This is a genomic window from Actinomycetes bacterium (genome assembly GCA_022599915.1).
Lineage (GTDB): Bacteria > Actinomycetota > Actinomycetes > S36-B12.
In genome coordinates, this window is record JAHZLH010000048.1 from 40,598 (window position 1) to 66,898 (window position 26,301).

Here is a 26,301-nt window from a genome sequence, read left to right on the forward strand (position 1 = left end):
CGGTCCGGGTTGTGGACTGACGGCCTGCACCGTTCCGGCTCCGCCCTAGGAACCGAGGATGAGCGACATGGCCTCAGCCCGGGTAGCTGAATCCCGCAACTGGCCACGGACGGCGCTCGTCACAGTTCGCGTCCCTGGTTTGCGGACACCGCGCATGGCCATGCACAGATGCTCACAATCAACGACGACAATCGCGCCCTGCGCTTTGAGTACGTCCATGAGGTCGTCAGCGATGCCTGTGGTCATGCGCTCTTGCACCTGCAGTCGCTTGGCGTGAACATCGACGAGCCGCGCAAGTTTGGATAGTCCAGTGACCCCGCCAGCCTCCGAGGGAATGTAGCCGACATGGGCGACTCCGTGAAAAGGAACCAGATGGTGCTCACATAGCGAATAGACCTCGATGTCGCGGACCAAGACCATCTCATCGTGGGCGATGTCGAATACGGTGCCCAAGATTTCCCCACCATCAGCGGACATTCCGGCGGTGAGCTCTTGGAAGGACCGTGCCACTCTGCCGGGGGTTTCCAGCAGCCCGTCGCGATCGGGATCCTCTCCAATCGCCAACAAAAGTTCCCGCACGGCGGCTTCGGCGCGTGCTTCATCGAATTCAGTCATGGCTTCTCCCGGGGTGCTTTGGTCTAGTCCTGACGTAGTTGTTCGTCACTGGGCGGATCCCAACGGTTCTCATCGGCAGTCGCACCATGTGCGGCTCCGTTTTCTGAGCCGTGGCCATTGGCGGATGGGGCATCTCCGTTGAGTTGAGACACCTCAGCCGGGGTGAGGACCGGTGGGCGATCCGACGGCGCCCGGCGCGCTGAGCCGGTCCAGGCCGGTCGCACTTCACGCAACTGCAGGTTGGTAAAGATTCGTCCGACGGCGGCCTTGTCCAAAGTCTCTTTGTCTAGCAACTCCAAGACGAGGTGGTCGAGGACATCGCGGTTGGTCACCAGGATGTCGTAGGCCTCTTGGTGCGCCTCTTCGATCAGGCGGCGGACTTCCTCATCGATCGCGCTGGCCACCTGCTCGGAGTAGTCCCGAGTGTGGCCATAGTCGCGGCCCAAGAAGACTTCGCCCTGCTCTTGGCCATAGCGAATCGCGCCCAAGCGTTCGCTCATGCCGAACTGGGTCACCATTGCACGAGCAACACTGGTCGCCTTCTCGATGTCGTTGGACGCCCCAGTGGTGGGGTCGTGAAACACCAGTTCTTCCGCAGCCCGCCCGCCGAGCATGTAGGCGAGTTGGTTGAGCATTTCTGACCGGGTGCGGGAGTGCTTGTCCTGGTCGGGCAACACCATCGTGTAGCCCAAGGCCCGGCCCCGCGGCAGGATGGTGATCTTGTGCACTGGATCGTTGCCAGGCAAGGCTGCCGCAACAATGGCGTGACCACCCTCGTGGTACGCCGTGATTTTCCGCTCGTCGTCGCCCATCACTCGCGTTCGCTTTTGCGGACCGGCGATTACTCGGTCAATGGCCTCATCTAGCGCCTCATTCGAAATCAGCTTGTCGCCACCGCGAGCGGTGAGCAACGCAGCCTCATTGAGAACGTTTGCCAGGTCGGCGCCGGTGAAGCCCGGTGAGCGCTTGGCAATACTCTCCAGATCGACGTCGGGCGCGAGTGGTTTGCCACTGGCGTGCACCTTCAAGATCGCTTCCCGACCCTTAAGGTCGGGACTCTCTACCGCGATCTGTCGATCGAATCGACCGGGTCGCAGCAGGGCGGGATCCAGAATGTCGGGTCGGTTCGTCGCGGCGATGAGAATGACACCACCGGCTACGTCGAAGCCATCCATCTCGACCAGCATCTGGTTCAGCGTTTGCTCACGTTCGTCGTGGCCACCACCTAGCCCCGCCCCACGATGACGTCCAACGGCGTCGATCTCATCAATGAAGATGATGGCCGGGGCATTTTGCTTGGCTTGTTCGAAAAGATCGCGTACCCGAGAGGCCCCGACACCAACGAACATCTCCACGAAGTCGGAACCCGAGATCGAGAAGAAGGGGACAGCCGCTTCGCCAGCAACTGCCCGTGCGAGCAGCGTCTTGCCAGTGCCTGGTGGGCCGTACAACAACACACCCTTGGGGATTTTGGCGCCCACCGATTGGAACCGGCTCGGATCCGACAGGAAATCTTTGATCTCGTGCAGTTCCTCGACTGCTTCCTCAGCACCAGCGACATCGGCAAAAGTCGTTTGCGGCATGTCCTTAGTAACCACCTTGGCCTTGGACTTGCCGAACGACATCAAGCGGCCGCCGCCTTGCATCTGGCTCAGGAAGAAGAAGAGCAGACCTAAGATGATGAGTAGTGGGAGGAAAGAAACCAGCAGCGTCGTAAACAGGCTGTCTTGGGGAACCTCCACGTTGTAGCCCTCGGGCAAACTGCCACTATCGACCTGCTCTTGCAGTAGTTGCTGCAGTTCCAGACCCTGACCCTCAATGAACTTCGCGGTTTGCTCAGTGCCGTCCTTCAACGTGATATCGATCCGCTGTTCCCGGTCAACGAGGGTCGCGCTGGATACGTTCTTATTCTGAATCTGCTCGACGACAGCGCCGGTATTGGTCTCTTCCGGTCCATTCAGTCCCGAGAGAACGCTAGTTGCGATGAGCAGCAGACCCAGGGACAGCAAAATCCACAGCAGCGGCCCACGCGCCAGTTTTCCCCAGTTCATCTGGTTAGCTCCTCCGCCCGGCGGCAAGAATGGCTGCGCTTGTTGCACGCCCGATTGAGTTTCGCTGCGGGGCCTTCCTACGACGGTACACCGCGTTGGCCCAACCTGGTAACGGTGTTCGCGCTGCGCGGAGTCCCGATTGGACCCACTTCCAGCCATACGTGGCGGGCGTTTACCGCCATAGTGGAGTCATGCGAGCCCAACTCCTTACGACCCCGGGCGCCAATCTCGACATTGCGCTGTCGTGGCAGCAGCACCCAATTCCGGAGCCTGGGCCGGGCCAACTACAAATCCAAGTCACCGCCAGCGCGGTCTGTCGCACCGATCTACAGCTGGTGTCAGGCGATTTGCCCGCGCACCGATTGCCGGTCATTCCGGGACACCAGGTAGTTGGTCGGGTGATTGCACTCGGAGCCGGGGTACCGGCAGCGCGACTGGGCGAACGCGTCGGCTTGGTGTGGCTAGCTAGCGCCTGCGGCCAGTGTCGCTTCTGCGGCAGTGGTCGAGAAAACTTGTGCGCCGAGGCGCGCTTTACTGGTTGGGATGTTGACGGTGGTTACGCAACCGCCGTCAACGCGCGGGCAGACTTCACCCACCCGCTACCTGATCTCGGAGCCCAATTCGCCGCGAGCGAGGAAAGTGACGCAGCAATCGCACCGCTGCTCTGCGGGGGTGTCATCGGTTTCAGATCATTGCGGGCTGCCGGGATCGGACCAGAGTCAACTGGGGCACGATTGGGGTTGTTCGGCTTTGGTGCCAGCGCCCTGCTCGCAATTCAAGTTGCCCGGCATTGGGGAGTTCGATGTTTCGTGGTTACCCGGTCGATCGCTGAAGCAGCCCGGGCGCGCGAACTCGGGGCGGAGTGGGCGGGGACCTACGATGACGTGCCGCCGGAACGATTCGATGCTGCGATCACGTTCGCGCCAGTCGGCTGGGTCGTCAACGACGCGCTGCGAGCACTAGACCGCGGCGGCACCGTCGCGATTAACGCGATTCATTTGGATCAGATTCCCGCATTGGACTACGACGATCTGTGGTGGGAGCGCAGTATCAGATCCGTCGCGAACGTCACTCGACAAGACGTCGCTGACTTCTTGCAAACGGTAGCCGCTGCTGGAATCCGTACCGACTACGAGGTAATGCCGCTGTCGGCCGCCGCAACCGCTTTGAACCGGGTCCGACAAGGGAATGTTGCCGGCGCATTCGTGCTTCAGCCCGATTGACTGCACAATGGCGGAATGGAGCGGATAGCCACGTCACAACGCGAGCCGCTGGCCGATCGCGCCCTGACCGAACCGCATCCACAACGACTATCGGTGGACGATCCCCACCGAGCGGAAGCACTAAGTCGACATGCCATCGCCATGAGTGAGGGGCAACCCGGCTATCTCGATCCCGCTACCGGTCTGTTCGTCCTCACCGCCCGCACTCATGCCGACCGAGGCCGCTGCTGCGGGAACGGCTGCCGCCACTGCCCCTACATCGGCGAATAGGTCGCCCCGCAAGACGACAATGCCCTGCCCGGCGCAGCGTGAGACAATTCCGATATGGCGCAATCCTGGACTCCTGCTGATATTCCTAATCTTTCCGGCCGCGTCTTTGTCGTGACCGGCGCAACCAGTGGCCTCGGCTTAGCCAATGCCGCTCAACTCGCGCGACATGGTGGTCAGGTCGTGGTTACCGGCAGGGATCCCGACCGACTGCGGAGCGCTTGGGAAGAAGTCTCGGCCGCTAGCCAAGGACCGCAGCCCGATCAGGTGCTACTCGATCTTGCCGATCTGTCCTCAGTACGAACGGCAGCAGCGGAAATCATGGCGCTGCATGACACTATCCACGTTCTGATCAACAATGCCGGCATTATGGCGCCGCCGCTCAGCCGCACCGTCGATGACTTCGAATCACAGATCGGAACCAACCACCTCGGGCATTTCGCGCTTACAGGACTACTGCTACCTGCTATGCCCACCGACGACGCAACCGCCGACGCTCGCGTGGTGACAGTGGCCAGCGGCGCACATCGGATGGGCAAGGTTGATCTCGATGACCTCAACTACCGCAATCGGCGCTACGAGTCATGGCAAGCCTATGGACAAACCAAACTCGCCAACTTGTTATTCACCCGGGAACTGAGCCGCCGGGCCACGTCGGCCGGCCTGAAACTGAAGGCAGTCGCCGCACATCCGGGGTGGTCCGCCACCAACCTGCAATTCGCTGGACCGGCCATGGCACAAAACGTTGTGGGGCGAACTATCACCCGCACCGTAAATGCCGTTGTTGGGCAGTCCGCAGAGATCGGCTCTTGGCCGCAGGTCCGAGCAGCCACCGACCCCGGAGTTGAGAGCGGGCAGTACTACGGCCCCGACGGCTTCATGGAAATGCGCGGCAAACCGGTATTGGTCGAACCAAGCAATGCGGCCAAAAACGATGAGACCGCTGCGGGTCTGTGGAAGCTCTCCGAAGACCTCACCGGAGTCCGCTTTCTCGACTAGCAACGCAGCGACCACCCCCCTGTTCAGTTGCGCCATCCGGGCGAAAATTGTCTGTTGATGAATAACTTTGGCCACATCGGGAAACGTCTGTGTACTGCAACCTCTTGGAGACCAGATGAATCGAGTCGCCCGAGCACCCCGAGTTCGACTAACTTCCGCCGACGATCAAGTCATTCAGTTGGAACGCAACCGCCTGCGGCATCCACCGCGTCCCGCGGGCGTGTGGCACGGGATGATGCGTTGGCTGGGTTTTCGCTACTAGCCGTACCGATCTGGCGGTAGTCGCACCCAGACCTCGATCGCTCGGCGTGGTCGGCTTCGGCACGACATCGAAGATGCAGTTACCGGGAAAAGGAACCACCCTAGGGTTAGGCAGAGGATGCTGCGCGGGCCAATCTCACGGAGTCCACTGATCCGGCACCGCGGACTTGTCGGGCGATAACCGGCTGAGAGGAGAAACATGACATCGTCACCCACGCCAGCACCGACGACTGAGGTCGCGGAACTCATAGGCATCTACCACGCTGATGGTGGCTTGGTCGGCGAGGCAACCTACGTGATCGGTCATCTACTGGGCCGGGCTCATTGTGCGCTCTGTGACATCACCCACTCACCCTTCCGTCGGAAACCGGCCTGGGACGCCATGGTGCAGCGGCTAGGTGTTGAGTTCCGGCTCCTTCACCGCAACGAGGTTGATTCGGACGTGCAAAAACTTCTCGACGATCACGAAACTCCACTAGTTCTGGCTCGGACAGATTCCGGGTCACTGGAGGTACTGCTGGAGCCGCAAGAGCTTGAACTCTCTGGCTCCGTTACCGATTTTGAGCAGCGTCTGCGGGAAGCACTGCGCGGTCGAGAGTCGGCCAAGACCGGTAGGCGAGCCGGCTAGTTGGTTCTAGTCCCCCGCTGACTGTTCTGCCGCGGCTGCCTCAAACTCGCCAACATCTCTGCCAAACCGAGTGATGGGTCCACCCACTGCAAAGACGGCTATCAACATCCCGATAAAGGACAGCGCAGCATTGAAGCTAAATGCCCACTTAACGCCGTCGGCAAAAGCGATTCGGACCACTTCGACCAACTGCTCACCGGTCTTCCCCGGATATTGCTGCAACACCGTAGCCGAGTTATCGGTGCCGACAATGACGCCTCGGATGGCTTCAATCTCGGCAGAGTTGAGCGTTATCCCGATCGCCTGTGAACCGTCGGTGATCCCAGCATTAGCAGCGACCAGGAAGATAGTCGTGGTGATACCAAGGCCAACCGCACCACCAGCAACCTGGAACATATAGACCAGTCCGCCAGCAAGACTGGACATGGACGGATCCAAAGCGGTGAGCGCGGCAGTAGTTACTGCAGAAGCGAAGAGTCCGACACCAATTCCCAGCACGATCATGCCAGGCAAGAAAGCGGTGAACCCTGACTCTGGCTCAATCAGCAAAACCAACAACGCAGGCCCGACGAACATGCACAAGGCACCAACCGAGATGACAGCCTTGAGCCCGACTCGATTGATGAGCCAGGATTCGCTGAAGGACGCTACTGCGAAAACCGCCATAAAGGGCAGCAGTGACGCACCTGCTTGTAGCGGATTCTGGTCAAAGACCTTCTCGAAGTACTGCGGCAGGTACAACAGGGCACTAAAGAAGATACTGGAGGTCATCAGCACCGAGAGACACGCGTAGAGCAAGGGGCGATGACCTATCACTGCCCCCGGGATCAACGCGTCGTCGCCGGCCATTCGCTGGCGGAGAACAAACGCCACCATGGCCAGTGCAGCCACAATCAGTAGCCCCCACACGAACGGGTCACTCCAGCCCACATCCGGAGCCTCGGTAAGTGAGACCAACAGCGAAATCAGACTGACGCCCAGCAATAAGGAGCCCCAGTAGTCGACCTTGCCATGCTCATCGGGCGATTTGACGTGAACCGTTCGCCAGGTAACCGCTACCGCAACGAGGGCGATGGGCACGTTGATAAGTAAAATCCAGCGCCAGCTTGCTAACTCGGTCAGCGCACCGCCCAGCAGCGGTCCGGTCGCGTTGCCGATACCAGCGACGCCGATGACTAGCCCACCGGCCAGACCCGCCTTGGCAGCTGGAAGGATCTGGTAGATCAGACCTAAGATGGCCGGCCACATCAACGCGCCGCCAACCCCTTGCAGCCCGCGAGCAGCGATCAATGTGTAGATGTCGGGGGCGAGTCCGCCGAGCAACGAAAACACAGCAAAGATTCCCGTTCCGATGAACAGGATCCGCAACCGACCAAACATGTCCGCCAGTCGGCCCCCCGGAACGATCATCACACCGAAGATCACCGCGTAAGCATTAATAACCCACTGCAGTTCGGAGACATCGGTGTTGAGCTCTGCCTCCATTGCTGGCAGCGCAACGCTCATCGCTACAAAGTCATTGGCGATCAGAAAAACGCAGAGACACATCGCTACCAGAGCAAGGACGACGTCGCTTCCCAGCTTCCCGGATTTCGCGCTATCTACCGACATCTGGTTACCGTATCGATTTCAAACAGATACAGCGCGGGACAATGCGTCGGTCAACTCTGGAGTGCTGGTTCAGGTACCCATCCCAAGCAGAGAGCCCGTGACATCCGTCATACGTATCAACCACAGGCTGTCACCACGAGGCAGCCCAGCGAAATAGTGTGAGTGAATACAATCTGTCCAAGCCCGCACTAACGGGTCAGGTAGCCGCCACCTAGGCTGATCTCGTGGCAACATCATCTACAAGCGGCGATAGTCAACCCGCTGGCTGGTATCCAGACCCAGCGGATTCCGGCAGATTGCGCTTTTGGGATGGCACTACTTGGACAGACCACACAAAGGCCTTGACCGACCTTAGTCCAGACACTGCGGACCAAAGCGCGACCTCGTCAAGCCCCGCGCCTGACGCCACCACCCAGACTGCCGCTGAGCCGCAGCAATGGGGTACCGCCGGCTCAGGGGCCGAGCAACCAACTGCGGCAGCACCGGCTCCCGACTACGGCCGCTATGCAGCTCAGCAGAGCCCACTGGCACCCAGCGGGATGCGCCCCATCAGCTTTCTGTTCTCCGACATCGTGCGGATCGGTAAACGCGCATGGTGGCCGCTCACTGCGGTCAGCCTGATCTTTGCTGTGGTCTCCGCCCTAGCATTGGCAGCTACTACCGCAGCGCTGGTAGATCTTGGCGCGCTGGGCGACGCGATCCGCTTGACCAGCGAGTTGGCCTCCGAGCCAGTCGGTGCCACAACTCCCGAGGCCCAAGGCAAGCTCTTGGAAGATGCCTTTACCCAGGTGCCTCGAGTGACTTCCTGGGTCGGGTGGGTTGTCGGAGGAGTCCTGCTCGCCGTCGTGCTGACCTTCGCTTCGGCTTGGCAGATTGCTGCGGTCAATCGCGCAGCAATGATGGCTGCCGCTGGTGACTCAGCGAGCATCAGCGACTCGCTGCGCCGTGGTCTACCAGGTGGTCTTCGGTTATGTGGCTACCTGCTGATCTTCATCCTCGCCGTGACCGTCGTTGTCACCGTTGTCACCGTCATCTGCATCCTGGCTGCGGCTGTCTCGGTTTGGCTGAGCGTCCTGATCGGCATATTCGCCGGGCTGCTGCTCATGGTGCTGATGGTGTGGGTATTCACTCGGCTCACTCCCCTCTCCGTGCAGGTTGTGATCAAGCGTGGCGCCCTTAGGTGGTCGTGGCGGGCCACTCGTGGCAAGTTCTGGGGAGTCTTAGGCCGCTACGCGCTGTGGAGCTTAGTTGCCTATGTGATCATTCAGTTCCTCATGGGCATTGCGCTACTGCCGGCCGCTTTGATCGGATCAGTAATCGCCGGCCAGAATGACCCCGGCGCCGCAAGCGCGGTCTTCTCAGCGACGCTGTTGCTAAGCATCCCGCTCTCACTCGCCCTAAACGCCGCATCGCTCATCGGGGTAGTGCCGATTTGGCGCGATCTGACCGATGAACCGGAGTTCGCCAGTATCCGCGATGGCGAGCCAGTCTCGGTCGACTGAGTTTGCTGCGGAAATAGCCACGCCCAGAGATTTTCTAGAGATCACCGAGAGCCGAGAAAATCTCGCTGCCGAAGCGATGGTCGTAAACACACCCGACACCACACCCTCGACGGGTCGGCAGTGGCATTCACACTCAGAAATCTGAATACGTAGTTATCTTTTTGCTCACTCCGTTGCCCGGCGACGTGAGCGGCTACGAGCTCGGGTCACGGCGTTAAGTTCTACTTTGCGGATTCGCACTGCATCGGGAGTGACTTCGACGCACTCGTCTTCCCGACAGAATTCCATCGACTGCTCTAGCGACAACAGCCGTGGCGGCACTAGTCGTTCTAACTCCTGCGCAGTCGATGAACGGATGTTGGTGAGTTTCTTTTCCTTAGTTGGGTTGACATCCATGTCGTCTGCGCGAGCATTCTCACCCACAATCATCCCCTCGTAGACGTCCGTCCCTGGCGCCACAAACAAAGCGCCCCGTTCCTGCAATCCGAAGCAGGCATAAGAGGTCACCGTGCCAGTTCGATCAGCCACCAACGATCCACTGGCACGCGTTCGCAATTCGCCATGCCATTTCTCGTAGCCGCCGAAAACATGATGCATCAAGCCAGTACCACGAGTTTCGGTGAGGAACTCGGTGCGGAACCCGATCAACCCGCGAGCCGGAACCCGGTAATCCATTCGCACCCAGCCAGTTCCGTGATTCTTCATGGATCGCACCTGACCCCGACGTAATCCTAGAAGTTGGGTCACCACGCCAACGAAATCCTCGGGGACGTCGATAGCCAAATCTTCCATAGGTTCGTGCAGCGAACCATCGATCTCCCGCGTGACCACCTGCGGTTTACCCACTGTGATTTCGTAACCCTCGCGCCGCATCATTTCCACCAGCACGGCCAGTTGCAGCTCGCCGCGTCCTTGGACTTCCCAGACATCGGGGCGGTCGGTGTCAGCGACGCGCAGCGATACGTTACCGATCAACTCGGCATCTAGCCGGTTCTTGAGCAGCCGTGCGGTCATTTTGCTGCCACTGCGACCAGCCAGCGGCGAATCATTGATGCCGATCGTGACCGAGATGCTGGGTTCATCCACAGTTATCACCGGCAGCGGCCGAGGATCCTCCGGGTCAGCCAACGTCTCGCCGATCGTGATCTCCGCCAGGCCAGCAACCGCAACGATATCTCCTGCTGTGGCTGACTCCACTGGAGTACGGTCGAGCGCTTCGGTCATCAGCAGTTCACCGATCTTGGCGGGCTGCTGGATGCCATCAGCGCGGCACCAAGTCACGGCTGCGCCCTTGCTGATTTGACCGGAGCGGACCCGGCACAGTGCTAGCCGGCCGAGATAGGGCGAGGCATCCAAGTTGGTGACCTGCGCCTGCAGCGGATCGGCATCGTCGTAGCTGGGGGGCGGGACGGTGTCGAGGATCGCGGAAAAGAGCGCCGCAAGATCTTCCCCTTCCGGCATCCCACCGTCCTCAGGACGTTCCATGGCTGCCCGACCTGCCTTTGCGCTGGCGTAGACAATCGGGAATTCGATTTGGTCGTCCTCGGCATCCAGATCGAAAAAGAGTTCGTAGACCTCGTCGAGCACCTCACTGATGCGAGAGTCGGACCGATCGACCTTGTTGATGACGAGCACGACCGGCAGCTGCTTTGCCAGCGCCTTGCCGAGGACAAAGCGAGTCTGGGGCAGCGGCCCTTCAGCGGCGTCCACCAAGAGCAGTACCCCATCAACCATCTCTAGACCCCGCTCAACCTCGCCACCGAAATCAGCGTGACCAGGAGTATCAATGATGTTGATGGTGACATCGGTTGCGGCAGCGGACCCCGAATAACGCACCGCGGTGTGCTTGGCGAGAATTGTGATGCCCTTTTCTCGCTCCAAGTCCATGGAATCCATCACCCGATCAGCCACGTCCGCGTTTTCGCGGAAGGCGCCTGATTGCCACAACATGGCATCGACCAGAGTGGTCTTACCATGGTCGACGTGGGCGATGATCGCGATGTTGCGCAGGTCGTCGCGCTGTCTGAGAGTCACCAACCGATTCTAGAGGGCGCAGTGTCTGGCGCCCTAATCTCACCACTGAACGGCAACTGAGTTTGTCAGGGTGGGCTGGCCCCATCCCATCGCAGATGCGCACGGTGAGTGGCCCCACCCCTCCCCTTTCAACTAGGCCGATGCGGTTCAGGCGATTCCCTCGCATCGGTGATCGAGCGTCCTTTGACTGGCAACCACGTTGCTATCTGCTTGAGAGGTAGGGGTCGTCTTGGGGAGGGGGCGGTCACTTCTGACAGGGGATGTTCAGGAGGATGCTGGAAACAGGGGCTTTCCGGTGGTGCCTGTTTTTGGAGTTGGGAGTGGAGTTCGCGATCCGTACGTGATTCGTACGTCTTCGAGCCACGATCTTGCCAGCGGGCTAACGTGAAGCCTGTGGGAAACCAATCATCATCGGGATCGGCAACGACATCTGTCATCGAGGCATCGGGCAAAAGCCGGAATGGCGCCCGAACCAAGCCGCGACCCAAACATGACTTGGTGCTCTTCGGTGCAACTGGATTCACCGGGAATCTCGTCGCCGACTACCTCGCTCGCAATGCACCCCCGCGGACCCGGATCGCACTCGCCGGTCGCAACGAAGAGAAGTTGGCTGCCAGCCGAAGTAGATTGTCCGGGCCCAGTCACGACTGGCCACTGCTGATAGCTGACGCACAAGATCCGGATTCACTGACGCCATTGGCAGCTTCGAGCAAGGCGATCATCTCCACCGTGGGCCCCTACAACAAATATGGGGCAGAACTCGTTGCGGCCTGCGCACAAGCTGGCACCCACTACGCCGACCTCACTGGTGAGGTGCTGTTCATGCGTCGCTCGATCGATCAGTTTGACGACCTCGCCCAGTCCACCGGCGCTCGCATCGTGCACTCCTGCGGCTTCGACAGTATCCCCAGCGATCTGGGAGTACTGGCCCTTCACCTGCGCGCAAAGGATAGCGACGGCAAGGGGCATTTAACCCACACCCACTTCCTAGTGCGCAAAGTACGCGGTGGCTTCAGCGGCGGCACCGTGGCGTCAGGGATCAACGAGATCGAACTCGCTCGCGGAACGAAAGGCGCGCGCAAACTGTTGGCCGATCCGTATTCGCTCAGCCCCGATCGATCTGCCGAGCCGACACCTGGTGACCCGAAAGACAGTTTGAAGGTCCGTTACGACGAGGTGGCGGGATCCTGGGTGGGGCCATTCCTAATGGCGTCCATCAACACTCGGGTAGTGCGCCGCAGCAACGCCCTGCTGCACTATGCCTACGGTCATGGGTTTCGCTATGACGAAGGCAGCGCTTTCGGACCCGGCTTGACCGGGCGACTGGGGGCAACCGCGATGGCTGGCGGGATTGCGGCAATCGGTGGCGCACTGCAAAGCGATGCCGGCCGAAAGCTCGCATCCCGCTTTCTGCCAGCTCCGGGTGAAGGCCCCGATGAACGCACGAGACAGAACGGCATGTTCAGCATCACGATCCACACTCGAACCCCTGCTGGGGTTCGCTATCGAGCAACGGTTGCAGCCGATGGTGATCCCGGTTACGTTGCAACCAGCATGATGCTCGGTCGCGCTGGCCTAGTCTTGGCCGGGGATCAGCGTCGACTGCCGCGCCGCGCTGGTGTGCTCACCCCAGCGACCGGAATGGGCCTCCGGCTTATCGAAGAGCTGAAGGCAGCCGGAATGACCATAACTACTCGAGAAATCTAAGGAAGGCCGGTAGAACGCAGATGGACACCCTGACCGAAGAAGAGTTGGCCGTGGGGCTTTTTGAATTGCAGAACTGGAGCGGCGACTCGATGGCGTTGCGCCGCAGCGCGGAATGCCCCAGTTTTCCGGCCGCCATCACCGCAGTGGACCGGATCGCGGTCATTGCCGAGGAGATCGATCACCACCCGGATATTGATATTCGCTGGCGTACGTTGAGCTTCACCGTGAGCACCCACTCAGCGGGTGGTGTCACCGCGTTGGATCTCGAGTTGGCCCGGCGCATCGACGAGGTCATCGACAACCTCTGAGTCAGATCAACTCTGGATCCTCCTGTTGCATAGGCGAGCGCCAGTTGTAACGAAGCGAGACGAGGCGAATCGCCACCACCAGCACAAAAGCAGCAATCCCGATGGGAATGATGGGCCAATCAAGGTAGAGCGCTAAAGCGACGATAGCTCCGCCAGCCAACGCGGCGAGAGCGTAGATCTCTCGGCGCAAAATGATGGGGATCTCGTTGGAGAGGACGTCCCGCAGCGCCCCTCCGCCGGTCGCCGCAAGTACCCCGATGAGTGGGGCCGCAATCGGAGTGACGCCATAGTGGTAGGCCTTGCTGGTACTGGCCACTGCGAATAACGCCAGCCCGAACGAATCCAAAACCAGCAGCCAAGTCAACGCCCGCTGCGAAGATGGCGAAAACAGCAATGGCACCATGGCGCCCAGAATGGCAATCAGGATGTAGCGCCAATCAGTCAACGATGCTGGTGGGATGTCACCGATCAAGAGATCCCGCATGATCCCGCCACCAATCCCGGTGAGGGACCCGACTACCAAGACGCCAAAAAAATCCATCCCAGCCCGGCGCCCAGCCAATCCACCCGAGACAGCGAAGATGAAGACCCCGATCAAGTCCATAACGAGATACAGATCGTTGTAGACGACCGAGGGCAACATGCTCATGATGGTCGCAGTTGCTCGACGACGAAACGGCAGATTTATCTAACTTCCGACCTTTCGCCGGCAACTCAATGCCGCTGGCGCTGGTCGTTGGGAACTAGTTGTCTGCGCCCACTGCCGTCGCGCCGGCTTCGGTGGGTGGAGCGGATACCCGGCGGCGAAACACGTAGTAGTTCCAACCTTGATAGAGCAGTACCAGCGGGAACATGATCACGGCGACAACAGTCATGATGCCCAGCGCGTAATCGCCGGAGGCAGTGTCAACGATCGTCAACGAATAGGACGGGTCCAAACTCGACACCATCAGGTTTGGATAGAGCGAGGAAAAGATAGCCGCCGAAACCGAGCCGATCGCGACCGCGCTTGCAGCGAAGGCCCATCCGTCCCGCTCCCGAGCGGTCATCATTGCGGCCGCTACCACTCCCAGCACCACCAGCGCCAGGAACCCGGTAGCGAGAGCCGACAAACTAGTCGTGACCAGGTAGGTAGCCACAACCCAACCGAGTCCCAGCACCAGTGACAGGCCACCAAAGATTCGGGCCAACCGATGTGACCGCAGTCTGATGTGATCGGTGGTCTTCAGCGCCAAGAAGGTGGACCCGTGCAGCAGACAGAGGGAGAGGAACAGAATGCCGGTCAGCAAGCCGTAGGGCGTGAACAAGTCCCAGAAGGTTCCCGCGTACTCCTCATCCGACCCGATCGGCAACCCAGCCAGCAGATCACCGAGCCCAAGGCCGAGCAGCAGCGGAATGAACGCACTGCTAATCACCAGGCCCCAGCTCCAGGAACTACGCCAGCGCTGCGTCTTGCCCTTACTTCGAAACTCGAATGCGGTGCCGCGCACGATTAGCGCAACCAGAATGACCACTAGCGCCAAATATAACGAAGAAAACATGGTCGCGTACCAGCCCGGGAAGGCCGCAAACATGCCAGCACCACCAACGACCAGCCAAACCTCGTTGCCGTCCCAGAACGGTCCAATCGTGTTGATCGCTACTCGGCGTTCGGTGTCATTCCGCCCAACAAATTGATGGAGCACCCCAACACCAAAATCGAAACCTTCGAGCACGAAGAAACCAGTCCACAGCACCGCGATAATCGCGAACCAGATGACTGGTAGGTCCACAACTGCTCCCTCAGTAGGTCAGGGTCGGGATGGGCTCTTCTGCTTCTTCTTGATCTTCCGGCACTTCCTCCGGCAGTTCTGATCGGGCGGCGCGACTCATGAGAACTGCCCACACCGTACCGACGATGATGAAGACTGTGATGAAGACGACCAACGAGATGATGATCTCAGTGGAACTCACAGAAGTAGAGACGCCGTCTTCCGTCAGCATCAAGCCCTGCACCACCCATGGTTGTCGACCGTTCTCGGTCAACAACCAGCCGGCGATATTCATGATGTAGGGAGCGACAATCGCGATCGGCGCGATGCGCAAGAACCACTTCGATTCCAGCAACTTGCCACGACGCCACAACCACAACCCCCACAGCCCCATCAGCATGACCAAGGTCGCGGTGTAGGCCATCAGACGCATAGACCAGTACTGCACAAAGACGTTGGGAATGTAGTAACCCGGCCCGTACTCCTGCTCATATTGCGCCTGTAACTCGTTGAGTCCGATGACTTGACCGTCTAAGGAGTTCGTCGCGAGGAATGACAGCAGGTAAGGAATCTGAATGATCTTCTGTGGGTTCTGATCGTTGTTCCCACCTCCGATTTGGAAAGCGCTGAACGAGCATGGCTGGCAGGTCTCCCACTGCGCTTCCGCGGCCGCAATCTTCATGGGCTGATAGGTCGCTTCTTGCACACCCAGTTCACTGCCCACTCCCATGGCCAAAATGATCGATGGGAATAGCACGGCCAGCGAGACCTTGGCACTGCGCTGGAAGATCTGACCGTCGCCCCGCTTGCGGATCTGCCAGGCCGAGATTCCCAGCATCATGACTGATGCGGTCACCGCAGCCGCCAACAACACGTGGGCATAGGACCAAAGGAAGACTGGATTCGAAAAGACCGCACCGATGTCATTCAGTTCGGGTCGACCAGTATCAGCATTCGTGGCATAGCCCACCGGATTTTGCATCCAAGAGTTGGCGGCCATGATGAACATTGCACTGAGCGACGCCCCCAGAGCTACCAACCAAATACAGGCTAGGTGAACTTTCTTGGGCAGCCTGCCCCAGCCGAAGAGCCACAGCCCGAGGAAGGTGGATTCCAAGAAGAAGGCGGCCAGGCCTTCCATCGCCAACGGCGCTCCGAAGACATCACCGACGAATCGAGAATATGCCGACCAGTTCATTCCGAACTGAAACTCCTGAATCAAGCCGGTCACTACACCTACGGCAATGTTGATGAGCAGGAGATGACCGAAGAATCGAGTCAGCCGACGGTAGTCTTCATTGCCGCTGCGATGCCATTTGGTTTGCAGGATCGCCACCAAGAAAGCCATGCCGATCGTGAGTGGCACAAAAATGAAGTGGTAAATGGATGTGACCGCGAACTGAAGCCGGGCTAAATCAACATTTCCCACGACCGTAACTCTAGTCTCACGGTCTCGGCAACGCCGCCCATGCACAAGTTTTCGCCGCAAGTGCCCAACTTTGCGGTGCCGGTGCACAACTTTTCTTCTGATTCGGTAGCCGAATCCGCCATCTCGACTGACAGCGCGCGAGATCGGCAACCCGAAAACCAGCGAGTAGGCTCATTACAGCAACGGGCAAGGGAGAACTGTGGACTTTGCACCTACTGAGAGAGCGCGCGATTACACGCAAAGAGTTGCGGCGTTTATCTCCGCCGAACTCCGGCCAGTCGAACCGGAGTACCACCAACTGCTGCAGAGCGACCAACCCGCAGCCCTCAGGCTGGTGGATCAGTTGAAGGAATCCGCCAAAGGCGCCGGACTGTGGAACTTGTTTCTGCCTGATGGTCGTTTCGGCGCCGGACTGAGCAATGCCGACTATGCGCCGGTAGCGGAGATGACTGGCCGAGCAATGCCGCTAGCGCCAGAGGTTTTCAACTGCAATGCCCCCGACACCGGCAACGCCGAAGTACTGGTTGCGTACGGCAGCGAAGCGCAGCAAGAGCGCTGGTTGACGCCACTGCTGGCAGGGACCATTCGTTCCGCTTTCTGCATGACTGAACCTGACGTAGCTTCCTCGGACGCCAGCAACATGGCGGCAACGGCGATTGTGACTGGTGACGAAGTCGTAGTGAACGGCACCAAATGGTGGAGTACCGGTATTGGCCACCCAAACTGCGACTTCCTGATCGTCATGGCGCTGACTGATCCGCAAGCTCATAAATATCAGCGTCACTCCATGGTCCTAGTGCCCCGCGATACTCCCGGGGTCGAGGTCGTCCGGCTGCTACCAGTATTCGGTCTTTACGACGAGCCCTACGGCCATGGTGAAGTCCGATTCACCGATGTCCGACTGCCCGCCGACAGCATCATTGCGGGCCCGGGCCGCGGCTTCGAAATCGCACAGGGTCGGCTTGGTCCCGGCCGAGTGCATCACTGCATGCGCCTGATTGGTTTGGCAGAACAGGCACTGCAGCTGGCCTGCGAACGGTCGATGTCGCGAACCGCATTCGGAAAGCCATTGGCAAACCTGGGCGGTAATCGGGAGCGAATCGCGGAGGCGCGGCTGGCGATTGACCAGGCACGACTTCTGGTACTGCGAACCGCATGGCTGCTGGACCAGCACGGTATCGCTGGTGCTCGCTATGAGGTTTCAGCAATCAAGGCAGTCGTACCCCGGATGGCTGCTGATGTCATCGACATGGCCATCCAACTACACGGCGGAGCTGGCTTGAGCGACGACTTCCCACTAGCGGCCGGCTACGCGGCAGCGCGAGCCCTGCGACTAGCCGATGGTCCCGATGAGGTTCACCTAGGCATGGTGGCTCGTGAGGAGCTCAACAAATACCGGCCGGCAGCAACGTGATACCTGCCAGCAAGAACGACCCAACGAAAGCAGTCCGCGCCGAGGATGCGTTCGATGTCGCCGCAGCCCACGTTTGGCTGCGTAATCAACTGCCAGACCTTTCCGGGCCACCACCGACTGTTACGCAATTCCCCGGTGGCGCGTCGAATCTCACTTACCTACTCAATTATGGGAATCGAAACCTGATCTTGCGTCGGCCACCTGTCGGCACCAAGGCCCGCTCTGCGCACGACATGGTTCGCGAATTCACTATTCAGCAGCGGTTGCGGCCGGCTTTCCCGCAGGTCCCGCAGATGTTGGCGTTGTGCACTGACTCCGAGATCGTTGGCAGTGATTTCTACGTCATGGAACGCGTACCTGGCATCATCTTGCGGCGCGACCCGCCGGCTGACGTGGAGTTGGCGCCCACGGCCACCCGAAGGCTGAGCGAACAGACCGTGGACACCCTGGTGCGTCTCCACCAAGTCGATGTGGATTCGGCTGGTCTTGCAGAACTGGGCAAAGGCCCCGGCTATGTTGCCCGGCAAATCGCTGGCTGGTCGGGTCGGTATCGGACGGCGCGTACCGACAACGTGCCAGATTTCGAGACAGTCATGACTTGGTTAGACCGAAACCAGCCAGCCGATATGGGTGCCTGTCTAATTCACGGTGACTACCGGCTTGACAACTTAGTCCTCGACAGCACTTCGCTCGACATTGTCGCGCTGCTGGATTGGGAGTTGGCCACGGTCGGGGATCCGATGATGGACCTGGGCAACACGATGGCCTACTGGGTGCAGGCCGACGACGATGCCGGGATGCAACTAGCTCGTCGCCAGCCCAGCAATCTACCCGGAATGCTGACCAGATCTGAGTTCGTTGACCGCTACTGCAACGCCATGGGCTTGTCACCCGACCGGTGGGTTTTCTACGAGATCTACGGACTGTTTCGACTTGCTGTCATCGTGCAACAGATTTACTACCGCTACCACCTAGGCCAGACCAGTAATCCAATGTTCGCCGAGTTCTGGCGACTGTGCGACTACTTGGAACAACGTTGTCGCGGTCTGCTGCCCGGAAGCTAGCAACTACCAGCTGGACTGTGGCTACCCGGCGCATATCGGTGCATTACCCGCGCACCGATCGACGAATCCCGGCATGCTGGAGGCATGTTCGTACCCACCCGACGCCAGACCTCACCAGGGTCTCGGCTGCATTCCTATGCCCGAGGAGTGTTTGTGACTGGGCCGCGTCATGCCGGATAGCCCAAACCAGGTGGAAGAGGTCGAACCGGACTACCGGTTCACTTTGGCAAACGAGCGCACCTACTTATCTTGGATTCGCACCTCGCTAGCTCTCATCGCTGGCGGTGTTGCGCTGGCAGCCCTGCAAACTCTGCTGCCTCCGGAACTACGTCTGATTCGCGAGATCGGCATCCTCGCCACCATTCTCGGCGGCATCCTGCCAATCATCTCGCTCCAGCACTGGCGAAAAGTCCAACAAGCGATGCGTCGGGGTGAACCGCTTCCGGTGCAACGAGCCGCCATCGTGGTAGCGATCGGGTTGGTAGCGCTAGCTGCCGGTCTGTCACTCGTCATCCTGCAGTCCCTACCTGAGTGACCGGCCATGAGTTCTGCTGCCCCCGAGAGTCAACCCGATCGGACCCGACTGTCCTGGCGACGGACTCTCATCCTGCTCATCACCGTGGCTGGCATTGGCTCGTACCACATGATCGCCCAGGGCAACATTGTCGAAGCGACACTGGCCGCGCTCTTGTGTCTGGCCTGTGCCATTCCGATCTACCGACGGCAGTTGGTCTTGCGTAAGTCGAATCGGGTGGCCACCTGGGAACCGGTAGCGCTGTCCCTAGGTGTCTTGCTATTGGCCGCTGCTGCCGCGTTCTTCGGCTAGCTTTCGTCAGCTTCATCGGCAGCAGAGCTACCGGCGCCATTGCCAGCCGTGGTTGTGGCGACCGACTTGGCCTTTTCCACAACTGCCTTCCCCGCATCCACCACGGTGTCAACGGGCTTGCGTGCTTCTGGGACCTCGTCTTCGGCGACGTCATCGGCGGCGAGAGCACTCGCTGCTTCGGTAGCCACCGCTCCGTCCGACGTCGACTTCCCCTGCTCAGCTGATTCCGCGGATTCAGGTTGGGCAGCACTAGTACCTGTGGCTCCGCTGGCAACCGACTTGGCGGCGCCAACAATAGTCTTCCCGGCTCCCGCAACTATGCTGCCGGGCTTGTAGCCGCCCGATTCCTCGCTCCCGGTGGAGCTGGCTGCTTCCGTCGCCTCCTTCGCAGCTTCCTTCTCCGCCTTCTCCGCCTCCTTCGCAGCTTCCTTCTCCGCCTTCTCCACCTCCTTGGCAGCTTCCTTCTCCGCCTTCTCTGCCTCCTTGGCGGCCTTCTCCGCCTCCTTGGCCGCTTCAGCCACCGCCGCCTCGGCCTCCTTCTCGGCCTTCACCGCGTTAGCAGTCTCCAACGTCAGATCGAGCGGGATGGACCCGTATTGTCCCGGGCCATCGATCGTGAGATCAGCCAGCCACTCTCGGCAAATCTGCTCTGTCTTCATAATTAGTTCTGCGGATTTTGCGAAGCTATCTGGGCGAATGCCCACTGGCCACGGACCCGGCATGTAGATGACAGTGTGCTCTCCGGCGGCCGCCAGTCCCCATCTGACTTGCGCCGACGTCATGATGGCGATCGTACGAGTCATCCGCGAGACAAAACTGTCGTCTTTTTCGGGGGCAAGCACACTAAAGCCACAATCCAAAACCACGATGGTCTTCGCCCCTTGGGCCACTGCTTCAGAGATCGGCACGTTCTCGACCAGCCCTCCGTCTACCAGCCGTCGGCCGTCACGTTCCACCTCGGGAAAGACACCCGGAATCGCCGCACTCGCGAGCAGAGCTGGAATCAACTCCCCTTCACTAATCGGAACCGATTCGGCGGTGTCAAAATCCGTCGTCATAGCGGTATGTGGCACTCGCAACTGCGAAAAGTCCCGCGCGGACACTGCCTGCTCCAGGAAGTTCTGCAGACCCTCGTTGGAAACAACCGTGCTCTTACCTGCGGCAAGGGCGACCGCTGATTTCAGCACCCCACCAAAAATATGTTCGCGGGTCACGTTCGCCCATAGGTGGGTCAACCGCTCCGGCGCTTCTTCCGGGTTCTCCGCTAACGCGGCTCCGTTCAACGAACCGACTGAAGTCCCCACCACCAAGTCAGGGCGCAGATCGGAATCCGCCAGCGCCCGCAGCATCCCGACCTGAACCGACCCATACGATGCTCCCCCCGCGAGCACATATCCGACCGGACGCTTTACTGCCCCAGCAATTCGGTAGGCGACCATCAACACTCCTCTGTTCAGCGGCGTCCCCTAATCTGGCACAAACGCGGGGGCTAGGCATGCTGTCGAGGCCATTGCCGCAGGGGTGCCACATCTTTCGCTGAATCAATCGCCGCCACATACCCCAGCGGCCGATCTAGCGAACTCGCCGCGGCGATTCGGGCTGCGTCATGTCTGGCTTGGCAACCAGACATTTTGAAACAAAGTCCATTCAAATCAGGTCAAACCGTGACAAACCGTCAATAAGGACATTTGGGGGGTACACCGAACGTATGAGAGGTATGTCATGGGAATGCCGCAGTTTTGTCTCAGAAAACCAGATACCTTTTTAATGAGGAGCCAGACTCCTTAATGACTTTGCCCGAGACGTAACAAGAACCGTCAGCGATTCCCAAGGGGAACTAATGATCCAGCGACAACTTGCCGGGGGTGCCTGCGCGCTCATCGTGGCCGCCAGCGTGATGGCCGCTCCTGCTGCTGGCTCATCGGCCTCCTCAACCGCTGGCAGCGTCACTGCCGCCGCACCGGCCAAGACCAAGTTCTACAGCAAAGCTGACTTGCGGCGAGCCCAGCAGCAGTTGGAGCAAGCCAAGAACCGCTTGACCAAACTGGAGAAGGCTCAGCGAGAGGCCCGTCAACAAGCCAACGATTCCGAAGCGGCGCTAGGCAGCCTTGCTCGGGAGCAGTACGTCAGCGGTTCGAGTGACCTCGCCGAACTCGCGCTACTCATTGGCGCGGACGATCCGCAGCAGGCGATGCGGGACGCAGCCCTTATTTCGGACTTCGGAGCCGACCGGAAGGCAGACTGGGTTGCTGCGGAGCAAAGGCTGGACCAGGCGCAGAGCCAATCCGAGGGTGCCACCGCGGCTACTAGGAAAGCGCAACGCAACCTTCTCGCTGCTTTTCGGGCCGTTCTCAGTGCCCAATCTGCTGGCAGCCATTCCGGTGGTCCCGGTTCCGCCAAACTGGACCAGCGCTGCCAATCCGCGAAATCTGCGTCACCTATCTGCATCTACCCGTCCTGGACTGAGCGTAATCAAACGCTAGACGCGGTCATTGCTGGCCGCTACGTGAACGTTCGCTGGCCGCAGATTAAAGATGTGGGCGGCTGGCGCCCCTACGACGCCTACCCGGATCACCCGAGCGGTCGGGCAATCGACATCATGATGCCCAACCGTGGCGTGGGTTCTGATGTGAAGTTGGGCAACGAGATAGCGGCGTACTTTCAGAAGCACGCCGCTGACTACGGCATCTACTACATGATCTGGCGACAGCAAATGTGGAAGAGCAGCAGCCCACCCGGGGCTTGGACCGGCTTGCGCAATCGTGGCTCAGCCACCGCCAATCACTTCGACCACATTCACATTTCCTTCACGGATGGCCATTCGGCGAAGATCTTGCCGAAGCTGCTGAAACTCACCGAGTTACCCGACTAACTGGTTGGGCACATCCGAGTTCCATCTGCCAGACTCACGGCATACCTTCGATTGCCGGAGTACGCGTGCCCAAGGACAACAGCGCGACTGTCCCTGATGTGCTGCGCCCCCAATCAGGTGAGCGAGGCCTGCTCTCCGAAGGGCCCACTCACATCCTAGAACTGGCAAGCCAAGCCTGGGAGTTGTTTTTGCAGGGCCTGAACAAACTCGACTTATCCGAACGCGGTCGGGATCGGAAACTCACCAGGAAAGAACAACTCATTCCCATGGGGCATTGGGAGGACAGCCGCGGGATTCATCAGATTGTTGCCGACGCCAGAGCCGGGGTCACCGCGATCGAACCCTTCACTGCAACCCGCGATCGGCTGCGAGAAGCACACTGTGACGATAGTGAGCAGGACGTGCGCTCAGCCGTCCAGTACGCGGCTACAAGCGTCATCGAATGGGCCGCGAGCAGCGAGGCTGCCGAAGACGCAGAGCTCAGCACCCCTAGCCCACTCGGAATGATTCCCGTGGGGACATTCGTGCTGGCAGCAGCTTTTCAGATGGCCGCTACCTGGCGAGATATCGCGCCCGATCAACCGAAACCTGAGTTAGAACGGCTCGGTCTGACTGCGCTGGTGGATAGTACGGGCGCAGTAGCTGGCCGCCTTGGTGCAACCGCCTCCATCACAGCCATCACGCCGGAAGGCGTCATGGGAACGGGAGCACACGAGAATGCCTGGCGAACCCGCGATGTCACTGAAGCAGATGCCGGACCTGCTGTCGTGGGTCCTGCCGGGCTGCTGATCGATTTCGCTGCCGGGAATGTGCGAGTACTTGAGGCAACCCGCAAGATTCGAGTGCGGCAACCCCGGCGTTTGGCTGCGATATCAGTCGTACTGGAAGGCATCCCTGATCTGCCCGCGGCAGGAATGTTGCGGCGAGCGTCTCGGATGACATCTTTCATGGCTAGATAGCTGACCCATGGCGCCCCTGCGCCATCTCGACAGAACCTCAAGGCAATCTCAATTTTGAGGCACTTGTCCTAGCGCCTTTCTGCGCTGCGCTGCTCCAATAAATACACACCATGCAGCGGGCTGATCACCTGCTGCGATGCAACTGGTCGAAGGAATTGGCATGGCCGCAGCTCGGCTACCACTCACTGCGACTCCGCCTGTCTGGACAGATATGAGGTCTCGCGATCTCGCCGAGCGAAAAAGTCGCGGCAAAAAGCGTTGCGCTAACGCGCTCACGTCGCTCCTTCCTACAACTACAGCCCAGCCGGCCCAGGACCTGTTACCTCAGTCAAGACCAAGACCCGATGAAGAACTGGGAGAAAATAATGCGCCCCCTCACATCACAGGTGGCAGCTATCGCTGCTGTCGGCATGCTGGCCAGCGGCATTGTGGCCTTTGCTGGCACACCCGCCAACGCCGCCGCCGGCGACCCCGACACCACGTTCAATGAAAACGTCAGTGCGGTAAACCAAAACGGCGCCCAGCGGGTCGCATCGACGGCGGTGCAGCCGGACGGGAAGGTCATTGCCGTAGGCCGCGATACCACTGGCCCAGGGAATGGCATCTCCCGCTACAACCCCGACGGCACTCCCGATGTCGCCTTCAATAACCAAGCTCGACGACTGAATCTCAACTCCACCGCGTTCACGGTAGCGGTCCAGGCGGACGGCAAGATCTTGCTCGGTGGACAGTTCGGCGCTCCTCCAGGCCTGCTGCGGCTGAATCCCGACGGCAACCTCGATCGGGACTTCCGCGAGAGTACTCGGGGTTTGATCGATGGCGGTGTCTGGGATATCAAAGTACTGCCCAGCGGCAAGATTCTGATTGGTGGTGCATTTGAGAATCTCAACGGCGCCCTGGGATCGAAGTATTTTGCCCGATTGAATTCCAATGGCACCCCCGACCTGAACTTCAACGCCAACGTGGACTTCAGCCTCAATCTCAATGATTGGGTGCAGGAGATAGCCGTGCAGGAGAACGGCAGCGTTCTGCTCGCGGGGTTCTTCCAAGATCCGGGAACTTCGTCCTACTTAGCTCGGGTGAACCCAGACGGGACTAGGGACGTCAACTTCTCATTTCGAGTGCAACAGTCATTCAACAACAGCACGGAGTCAGTGACGCTGCAACCGGACGGGAAAATCTTGGTCGCTGGTCATTTCTCAACTCCTAGCCCCATGCTGGCGCGCTACAACAGCGACGGCACTCCCGATGCAAACTTCAACAACGCCGTCACTCCCCACCTGATCGCCAACGAGCAGGCGTACAGCGTGCGCGCCTTACCCAACGGAATCCTGCTCGGCGGCGACTTCCGGCCCGGCGAGGCCCCCACCCCCTATCTAACGGCGTTCACCTACGACGGTGAACCTGCCAACGCCTACAACGACCGGATTTCCGCTGACGAGTTCAACAAGCTCGTGCAGTGGATTACCGAAGAGCCTGACGGCGCCGTAGTCGTCGGGGGAGATTTCACTACTCCCTCCCGCTATCTCGCCCGCTTCCAAGGCGACCCTCCGATCGACCCACCGCCGCCGCTACCGCCGCTGCCTGGGTCAACAGCACCTGACAAGGTCACCGATCTCAAAGCCAAGAAGTACACCAAGAAACTGAAACTGAAGTGGAAAGAGCCAAACGACAACGGTGGCGCCGCGATCACCAACTACCAAGCCAAGATCAAGAAGAATGGCAACTGGAAGAAGTGGAAAACCGTCGAACCGGTAACCAACAAGAAGGGCAAATACACCAAGATCTTCAAGAAGTTGAACCCAGATCGGAAGTACCCAGTCAAGGTGCGTGCCGTTAATGAGGTCGGCAACGGCAAGGCGGTCAAGAAGAAGTTCAAGACCAAGTAGAAGAGCTAGCGCTAGCCGACCCAGGCCGCTGCCCAGCGAGATACCCTATGGCTTTGGCCTGGGTCGACTGCTGTGACACCAATGCGCCTGGGAGTTGTGGGGGCGGAATGCGGCGAGAAACTAGCGCCGTGACTGTTGTGCTTCTTGCCACTCTGGCGCTGGTCGGTTGCGCCCCACGTTAGACATCAACCACCTCCCCAAGTACTGCGTCAAAACAGGGTGACGCAGTCGAGATGCCTGCACCTTCATCGTCACTGACGATGAAGGTGCCGCAGTCCTCGGCCACCACCACCGATGAGCAACCTCCCATCGTGCGGCTGGCATTCGCTGGCGACAACCATGCCGAAGGCTCGCTAGCAGTACGGCTGGCGAACAACCCCAAGCCCTTTGTGGGTCCATTTGCGCCCATGCTGCAGCGCGCCGACGTGGTGATGGTGAACCTAGACACTGTGATCGCGACATCCGGCTCTCCGGAGCCGAAGGCATACAACTTTGCTGCCCCACTCAGGATCCTGCCTGCCTTGGCATCTGGCAGTGTTGATGTCGTCAGCATGGCCAACAACCACGATATGGACTATGGCTGGGAAGGCTCTAACCGGTCCCTGCGGGCGAAGCGCCAGATCAATCAGCCAGCAGTCAGTATTGGTCGAAATCAACGCACGGCGTACAAGCCGTGGATTACTGAAGTCCGAGGCCACCGGATTGCGTTCTTCACCGCCAGTCAGGTCCTCGACCCTCACTTGGAGTACACGTGGACCGCTGGGCCAAACAAGCGCGGGCTGGCATCAGCGTTCCGCGTCGACTACCTCACCAAGCGCTCGCAACTGGCCTACTGGGAGTCGCTGCGAGGTTGCGCCGAACTGAAACGCTAACTACCTCCGCGATCGGTCT

General features: G+C 59.7%; 24 protein-coding genes. 16 read left to right on the forward strand and 8 right to left on the reverse strand.

Translation table 11 applies throughout. The annotated features are described in order from the left end of the window. Nucleotides 1-45 precede the first annotated feature (45 nt). Nucleotides 46-615 (reverse strand): GTP cyclohydrolase I FolE, encoded by a 570-nt coding sequence (folE, locus tag K0U62_07835; GenBank protein ID MCH9801423.1) that lies wholly within the window; start codon nucleotides 613-615, stop codon nucleotides 46-48. 23 nt (nucleotides 616-638) lie between these two features. Next, a complete protein-coding gene (gene ftsH / locus K0U62_07840) occupies nucleotides 639-2,666 on the reverse strand; it encodes an ATP-dependent zinc metalloprotease FtsH (GenBank protein ID MCH9801424.1) in 2,028 nt (675 codons plus the stop codon). Nucleotides 2,667-2,857: 191 nt separating this feature from the next. On the opposite strand from ftsH, the gene K0U62_07845 reads away from it, so the two are divergent. The 5 genes from K0U62_07845 to K0U62_07865 all read left to right on the forward strand — a co-directional run bounded on the left by K0U62_07845 (nucleotide 2,858) and on the right by K0U62_07865 (nucleotide 6,044). Further along, the gene (locus tag K0U62_07845) at nucleotides 2,858-3,889 is read left to right on the forward strand and encodes a zinc-binding alcohol dehydrogenase family protein (protein ID MCH9801425.1); all 1,032 of its coding nucleotides are present in this window, start codon (nucleotides 2,858-2,860) and stop codon (nucleotides 3,887-3,889) included. Between the two features lie 15 nt (nucleotides 3,890-3,904). Then, on the forward strand, nucleotides 3,905-4,159 hold the full coding sequence (locus K0U62_07850; protein ID MCH9801426.1) for a hypothetical protein: 255 nt from the start codon (nucleotides 3,905-3,907) through the stop codon (nucleotides 4,157-4,159). Between the two features lie 54 nt (nucleotides 4,160-4,213). Next, nucleotides 4,214-5,155, forward strand: coding sequence for an SDR family NAD(P)-dependent oxidoreductase (locus K0U62_07855; protein ID MCH9801427.1), 942 nt, complete (start codon nucleotides 4,214-4,216; stop codon nucleotides 5,153-5,155). Between the two features lie 115 nt (nucleotides 5,156-5,270). After that, nucleotides 5,271-5,417 (forward strand): hypothetical protein, encoded by a 147-nt coding sequence (locus K0U62_07860; GenBank protein MCH9801428.1) that lies wholly within the window; start codon nucleotides 5,271-5,273, stop codon nucleotides 5,415-5,417. Nucleotides 5,418-5,615: 198 nt separating this feature from the next. Next, nucleotides 5,616-6,044, forward strand: coding sequence for a hypothetical protein (locus tag K0U62_07865; GenBank protein ID MCH9801429.1), 429 nt, complete (start codon nucleotides 5,616-5,618; stop codon nucleotides 6,042-6,044). 6 nt (nucleotides 6,045-6,050) lie between these two features. Here the strand turns inward: K0U62_07865 and K0U62_07870 are convergent, their stop codons facing one another. After that, entirely contained in the window at nucleotides 6,051-7,655 is a 1,605-nt protein-coding gene (locus tag K0U62_07870) for a DHA2 family efflux MFS transporter permease subunit (GenBank protein MCH9801430.1), read from the reverse strand. 224 nt (nucleotides 7,656-7,879) lie between these two features. On the opposite strand from K0U62_07870, the gene K0U62_07875 reads away from it, so the two are divergent. Beyond that, nucleotides 7,880-9,157: a DUF2510 domain-containing protein gene (locus tag K0U62_07875; GenBank protein MCH9801431.1), complete on the forward strand. Its 1,278-nt coding sequence runs from the start codon at nucleotides 7,880-7,882 to the stop codon at nucleotides 9,155-9,157. A gap of 165 nt (nucleotides 9,158-9,322) precedes the next feature. Here K0U62_07875 and typA read toward each other — a convergent pair whose 3' ends face one another. Beyond that, nucleotides 9,323-11,191 (reverse strand): translational GTPase TypA, encoded by a 1,869-nt coding sequence (gene typA, locus K0U62_07880; GenBank protein ID MCH9801432.1) that lies wholly within the window; start codon nucleotides 11,189-11,191, stop codon nucleotides 9,323-9,325. Nucleotides 11,192-11,626: 435 nt separating this feature from the next. Between typA and K0U62_07885 the strand changes: the two genes are divergently transcribed. Together K0U62_07885 and K0U62_07890 are read left to right on the forward strand one after the other, a co-directional pair. Continuing rightward, a complete protein-coding gene (locus tag K0U62_07885) occupies nucleotides 11,627-12,898 on the forward strand; it encodes a saccharopine dehydrogenase NADP-binding domain-containing protein (protein ID MCH9801433.1) in 1,272 nt (423 codons plus the stop codon). Between the two features lie 20 nt (nucleotides 12,899-12,918). After that, complete coding sequence (locus tag K0U62_07890) at nucleotides 12,919-13,206, forward strand: 4a-hydroxytetrahydrobiopterin dehydratase (GenBank protein MCH9801434.1); 288 nt, start codon at nucleotides 12,919-12,921, stop codon at nucleotides 13,204-13,206. 1 nt (nucleotide 13,207) lies between these two features. Here K0U62_07890 and K0U62_07895 read toward each other — a convergent pair whose 3' ends face one another. From K0U62_07895 to K0U62_07905, 3 genes are all read right to left on the reverse strand, one after another. Continuing rightward, nucleotides 13,208-13,849 (reverse strand): trimeric intracellular cation channel family protein, encoded by a 642-nt coding sequence (locus tag K0U62_07895; GenBank protein MCH9801435.1) that lies wholly within the window; start codon nucleotides 13,847-13,849, stop codon nucleotides 13,208-13,210. Nucleotides 13,850-13,949: 100 nt separating this feature from the next. Next, nucleotides 13,950-14,978 carry a cytochrome d ubiquinol oxidase subunit II gene (cydB, locus tag K0U62_07900; protein ID MCH9801436.1) on the reverse strand — a complete coding sequence of 343 codons (1,029 nt, stop codon included), beginning with the start codon at nucleotides 14,976-14,978 and terminating at the stop codon, nucleotides 13,950-13,952. 10 nt (nucleotides 14,979-14,988) lie between these two features. Beyond that, the gene (locus K0U62_07905) at nucleotides 14,989-16,386 is read right to left on the reverse strand and encodes a cytochrome ubiquinol oxidase subunit I (GenBank protein MCH9801437.1); all 1,398 of its coding nucleotides are present in this window, start codon (nucleotides 16,384-16,386) and stop codon (nucleotides 14,989-14,991) included. 199 nt (nucleotides 16,387-16,585) lie between these two features. Between K0U62_07905 and K0U62_07910 the strand changes: the two genes are divergently transcribed. From K0U62_07910 to K0U62_07925, 4 genes are all read left to right on the forward strand, one after another. Continuing rightward, nucleotides 16,586-17,800, forward strand: coding sequence for an acyl-CoA dehydrogenase family protein (locus tag K0U62_07910; GenBank protein MCH9801438.1), 1,215 nt, complete (start codon nucleotides 16,586-16,588; stop codon nucleotides 17,798-17,800). Beyond that, a complete protein-coding gene (locus tag K0U62_07915) occupies nucleotides 17,800-18,864 on the forward strand; it encodes a phosphotransferase family protein (protein MCH9801439.1) in 1,065 nt (354 codons plus the stop codon). The genes K0U62_07910 and K0U62_07915 overlap by 1 nt, the downstream gene beginning before the upstream one ends. Nucleotides 18,865-19,033: 169 nt before the next feature. After that, entirely contained in the window at nucleotides 19,034-19,399 is a 366-nt protein-coding gene (locus K0U62_07920; protein ID MCH9801440.1) for a DUF202 domain-containing protein, read from the forward strand. Between the two features lie 6 nt (nucleotides 19,400-19,405). Continuing rightward, a complete protein-coding gene (locus K0U62_07925; protein ID MCH9801441.1) occupies nucleotides 19,406-19,690 on the forward strand; it encodes a hypothetical protein in 285 nt (94 codons plus the stop codon). Here the strand turns inward: K0U62_07925 and K0U62_07930 are convergent. Continuing rightward, complete coding sequence (locus K0U62_07930) at nucleotides 19,687-21,129, reverse strand: patatin-like phospholipase family protein (protein MCH9801442.1); 1,443 nt, start codon at nucleotides 21,127-21,129, stop codon at nucleotides 19,687-19,689. The two genes, K0U62_07925 and K0U62_07930, sit on opposite strands and share 4 nt — an antisense overlap. A 401-nt stretch (nucleotides 21,130-21,530) precedes the next feature. Between K0U62_07930 and K0U62_07935 the strand changes: the two genes are divergently transcribed. The 4 genes from K0U62_07935 (at nucleotide 21,531) to K0U62_07950 (ending at nucleotide 26,282) form a co-directional block, all read left to right on the forward strand. Continuing rightward, a complete protein-coding gene (locus K0U62_07935) occupies nucleotides 21,531-22,562 on the forward strand; it encodes a hypothetical protein (GenBank protein MCH9801443.1) in 1,032 nt (343 codons plus the stop codon). A gap of 65 nt (nucleotides 22,563-22,627) precedes the next feature. Then, the gene (locus K0U62_07940) at nucleotides 22,628-23,521 is read left to right on the forward strand and encodes a hypothetical protein (GenBank protein MCH9801444.1); all 894 of its coding nucleotides are present in this window, start codon (nucleotides 22,628-22,630) and stop codon (nucleotides 23,519-23,521) included. A 365-nt stretch (nucleotides 23,522-23,886) separates the two neighbouring features. Further along, complete coding sequence (locus tag K0U62_07945; GenBank protein ID MCH9801445.1) at nucleotides 23,887-25,410, forward strand: fibronectin type III domain-containing protein; 1,524 nt, start codon at nucleotides 23,887-23,889, stop codon at nucleotides 25,408-25,410. 233 nt (nucleotides 25,411-25,643) lie between these two features. After that, complete coding sequence (locus K0U62_07950; GenBank protein MCH9801446.1) at nucleotides 25,644-26,282, forward strand: CapA family protein; 639 nt, start codon at nucleotides 25,644-25,646, stop codon at nucleotides 26,280-26,282. Nucleotides 26,283-26,301: the final 19 nt, after the last annotated feature.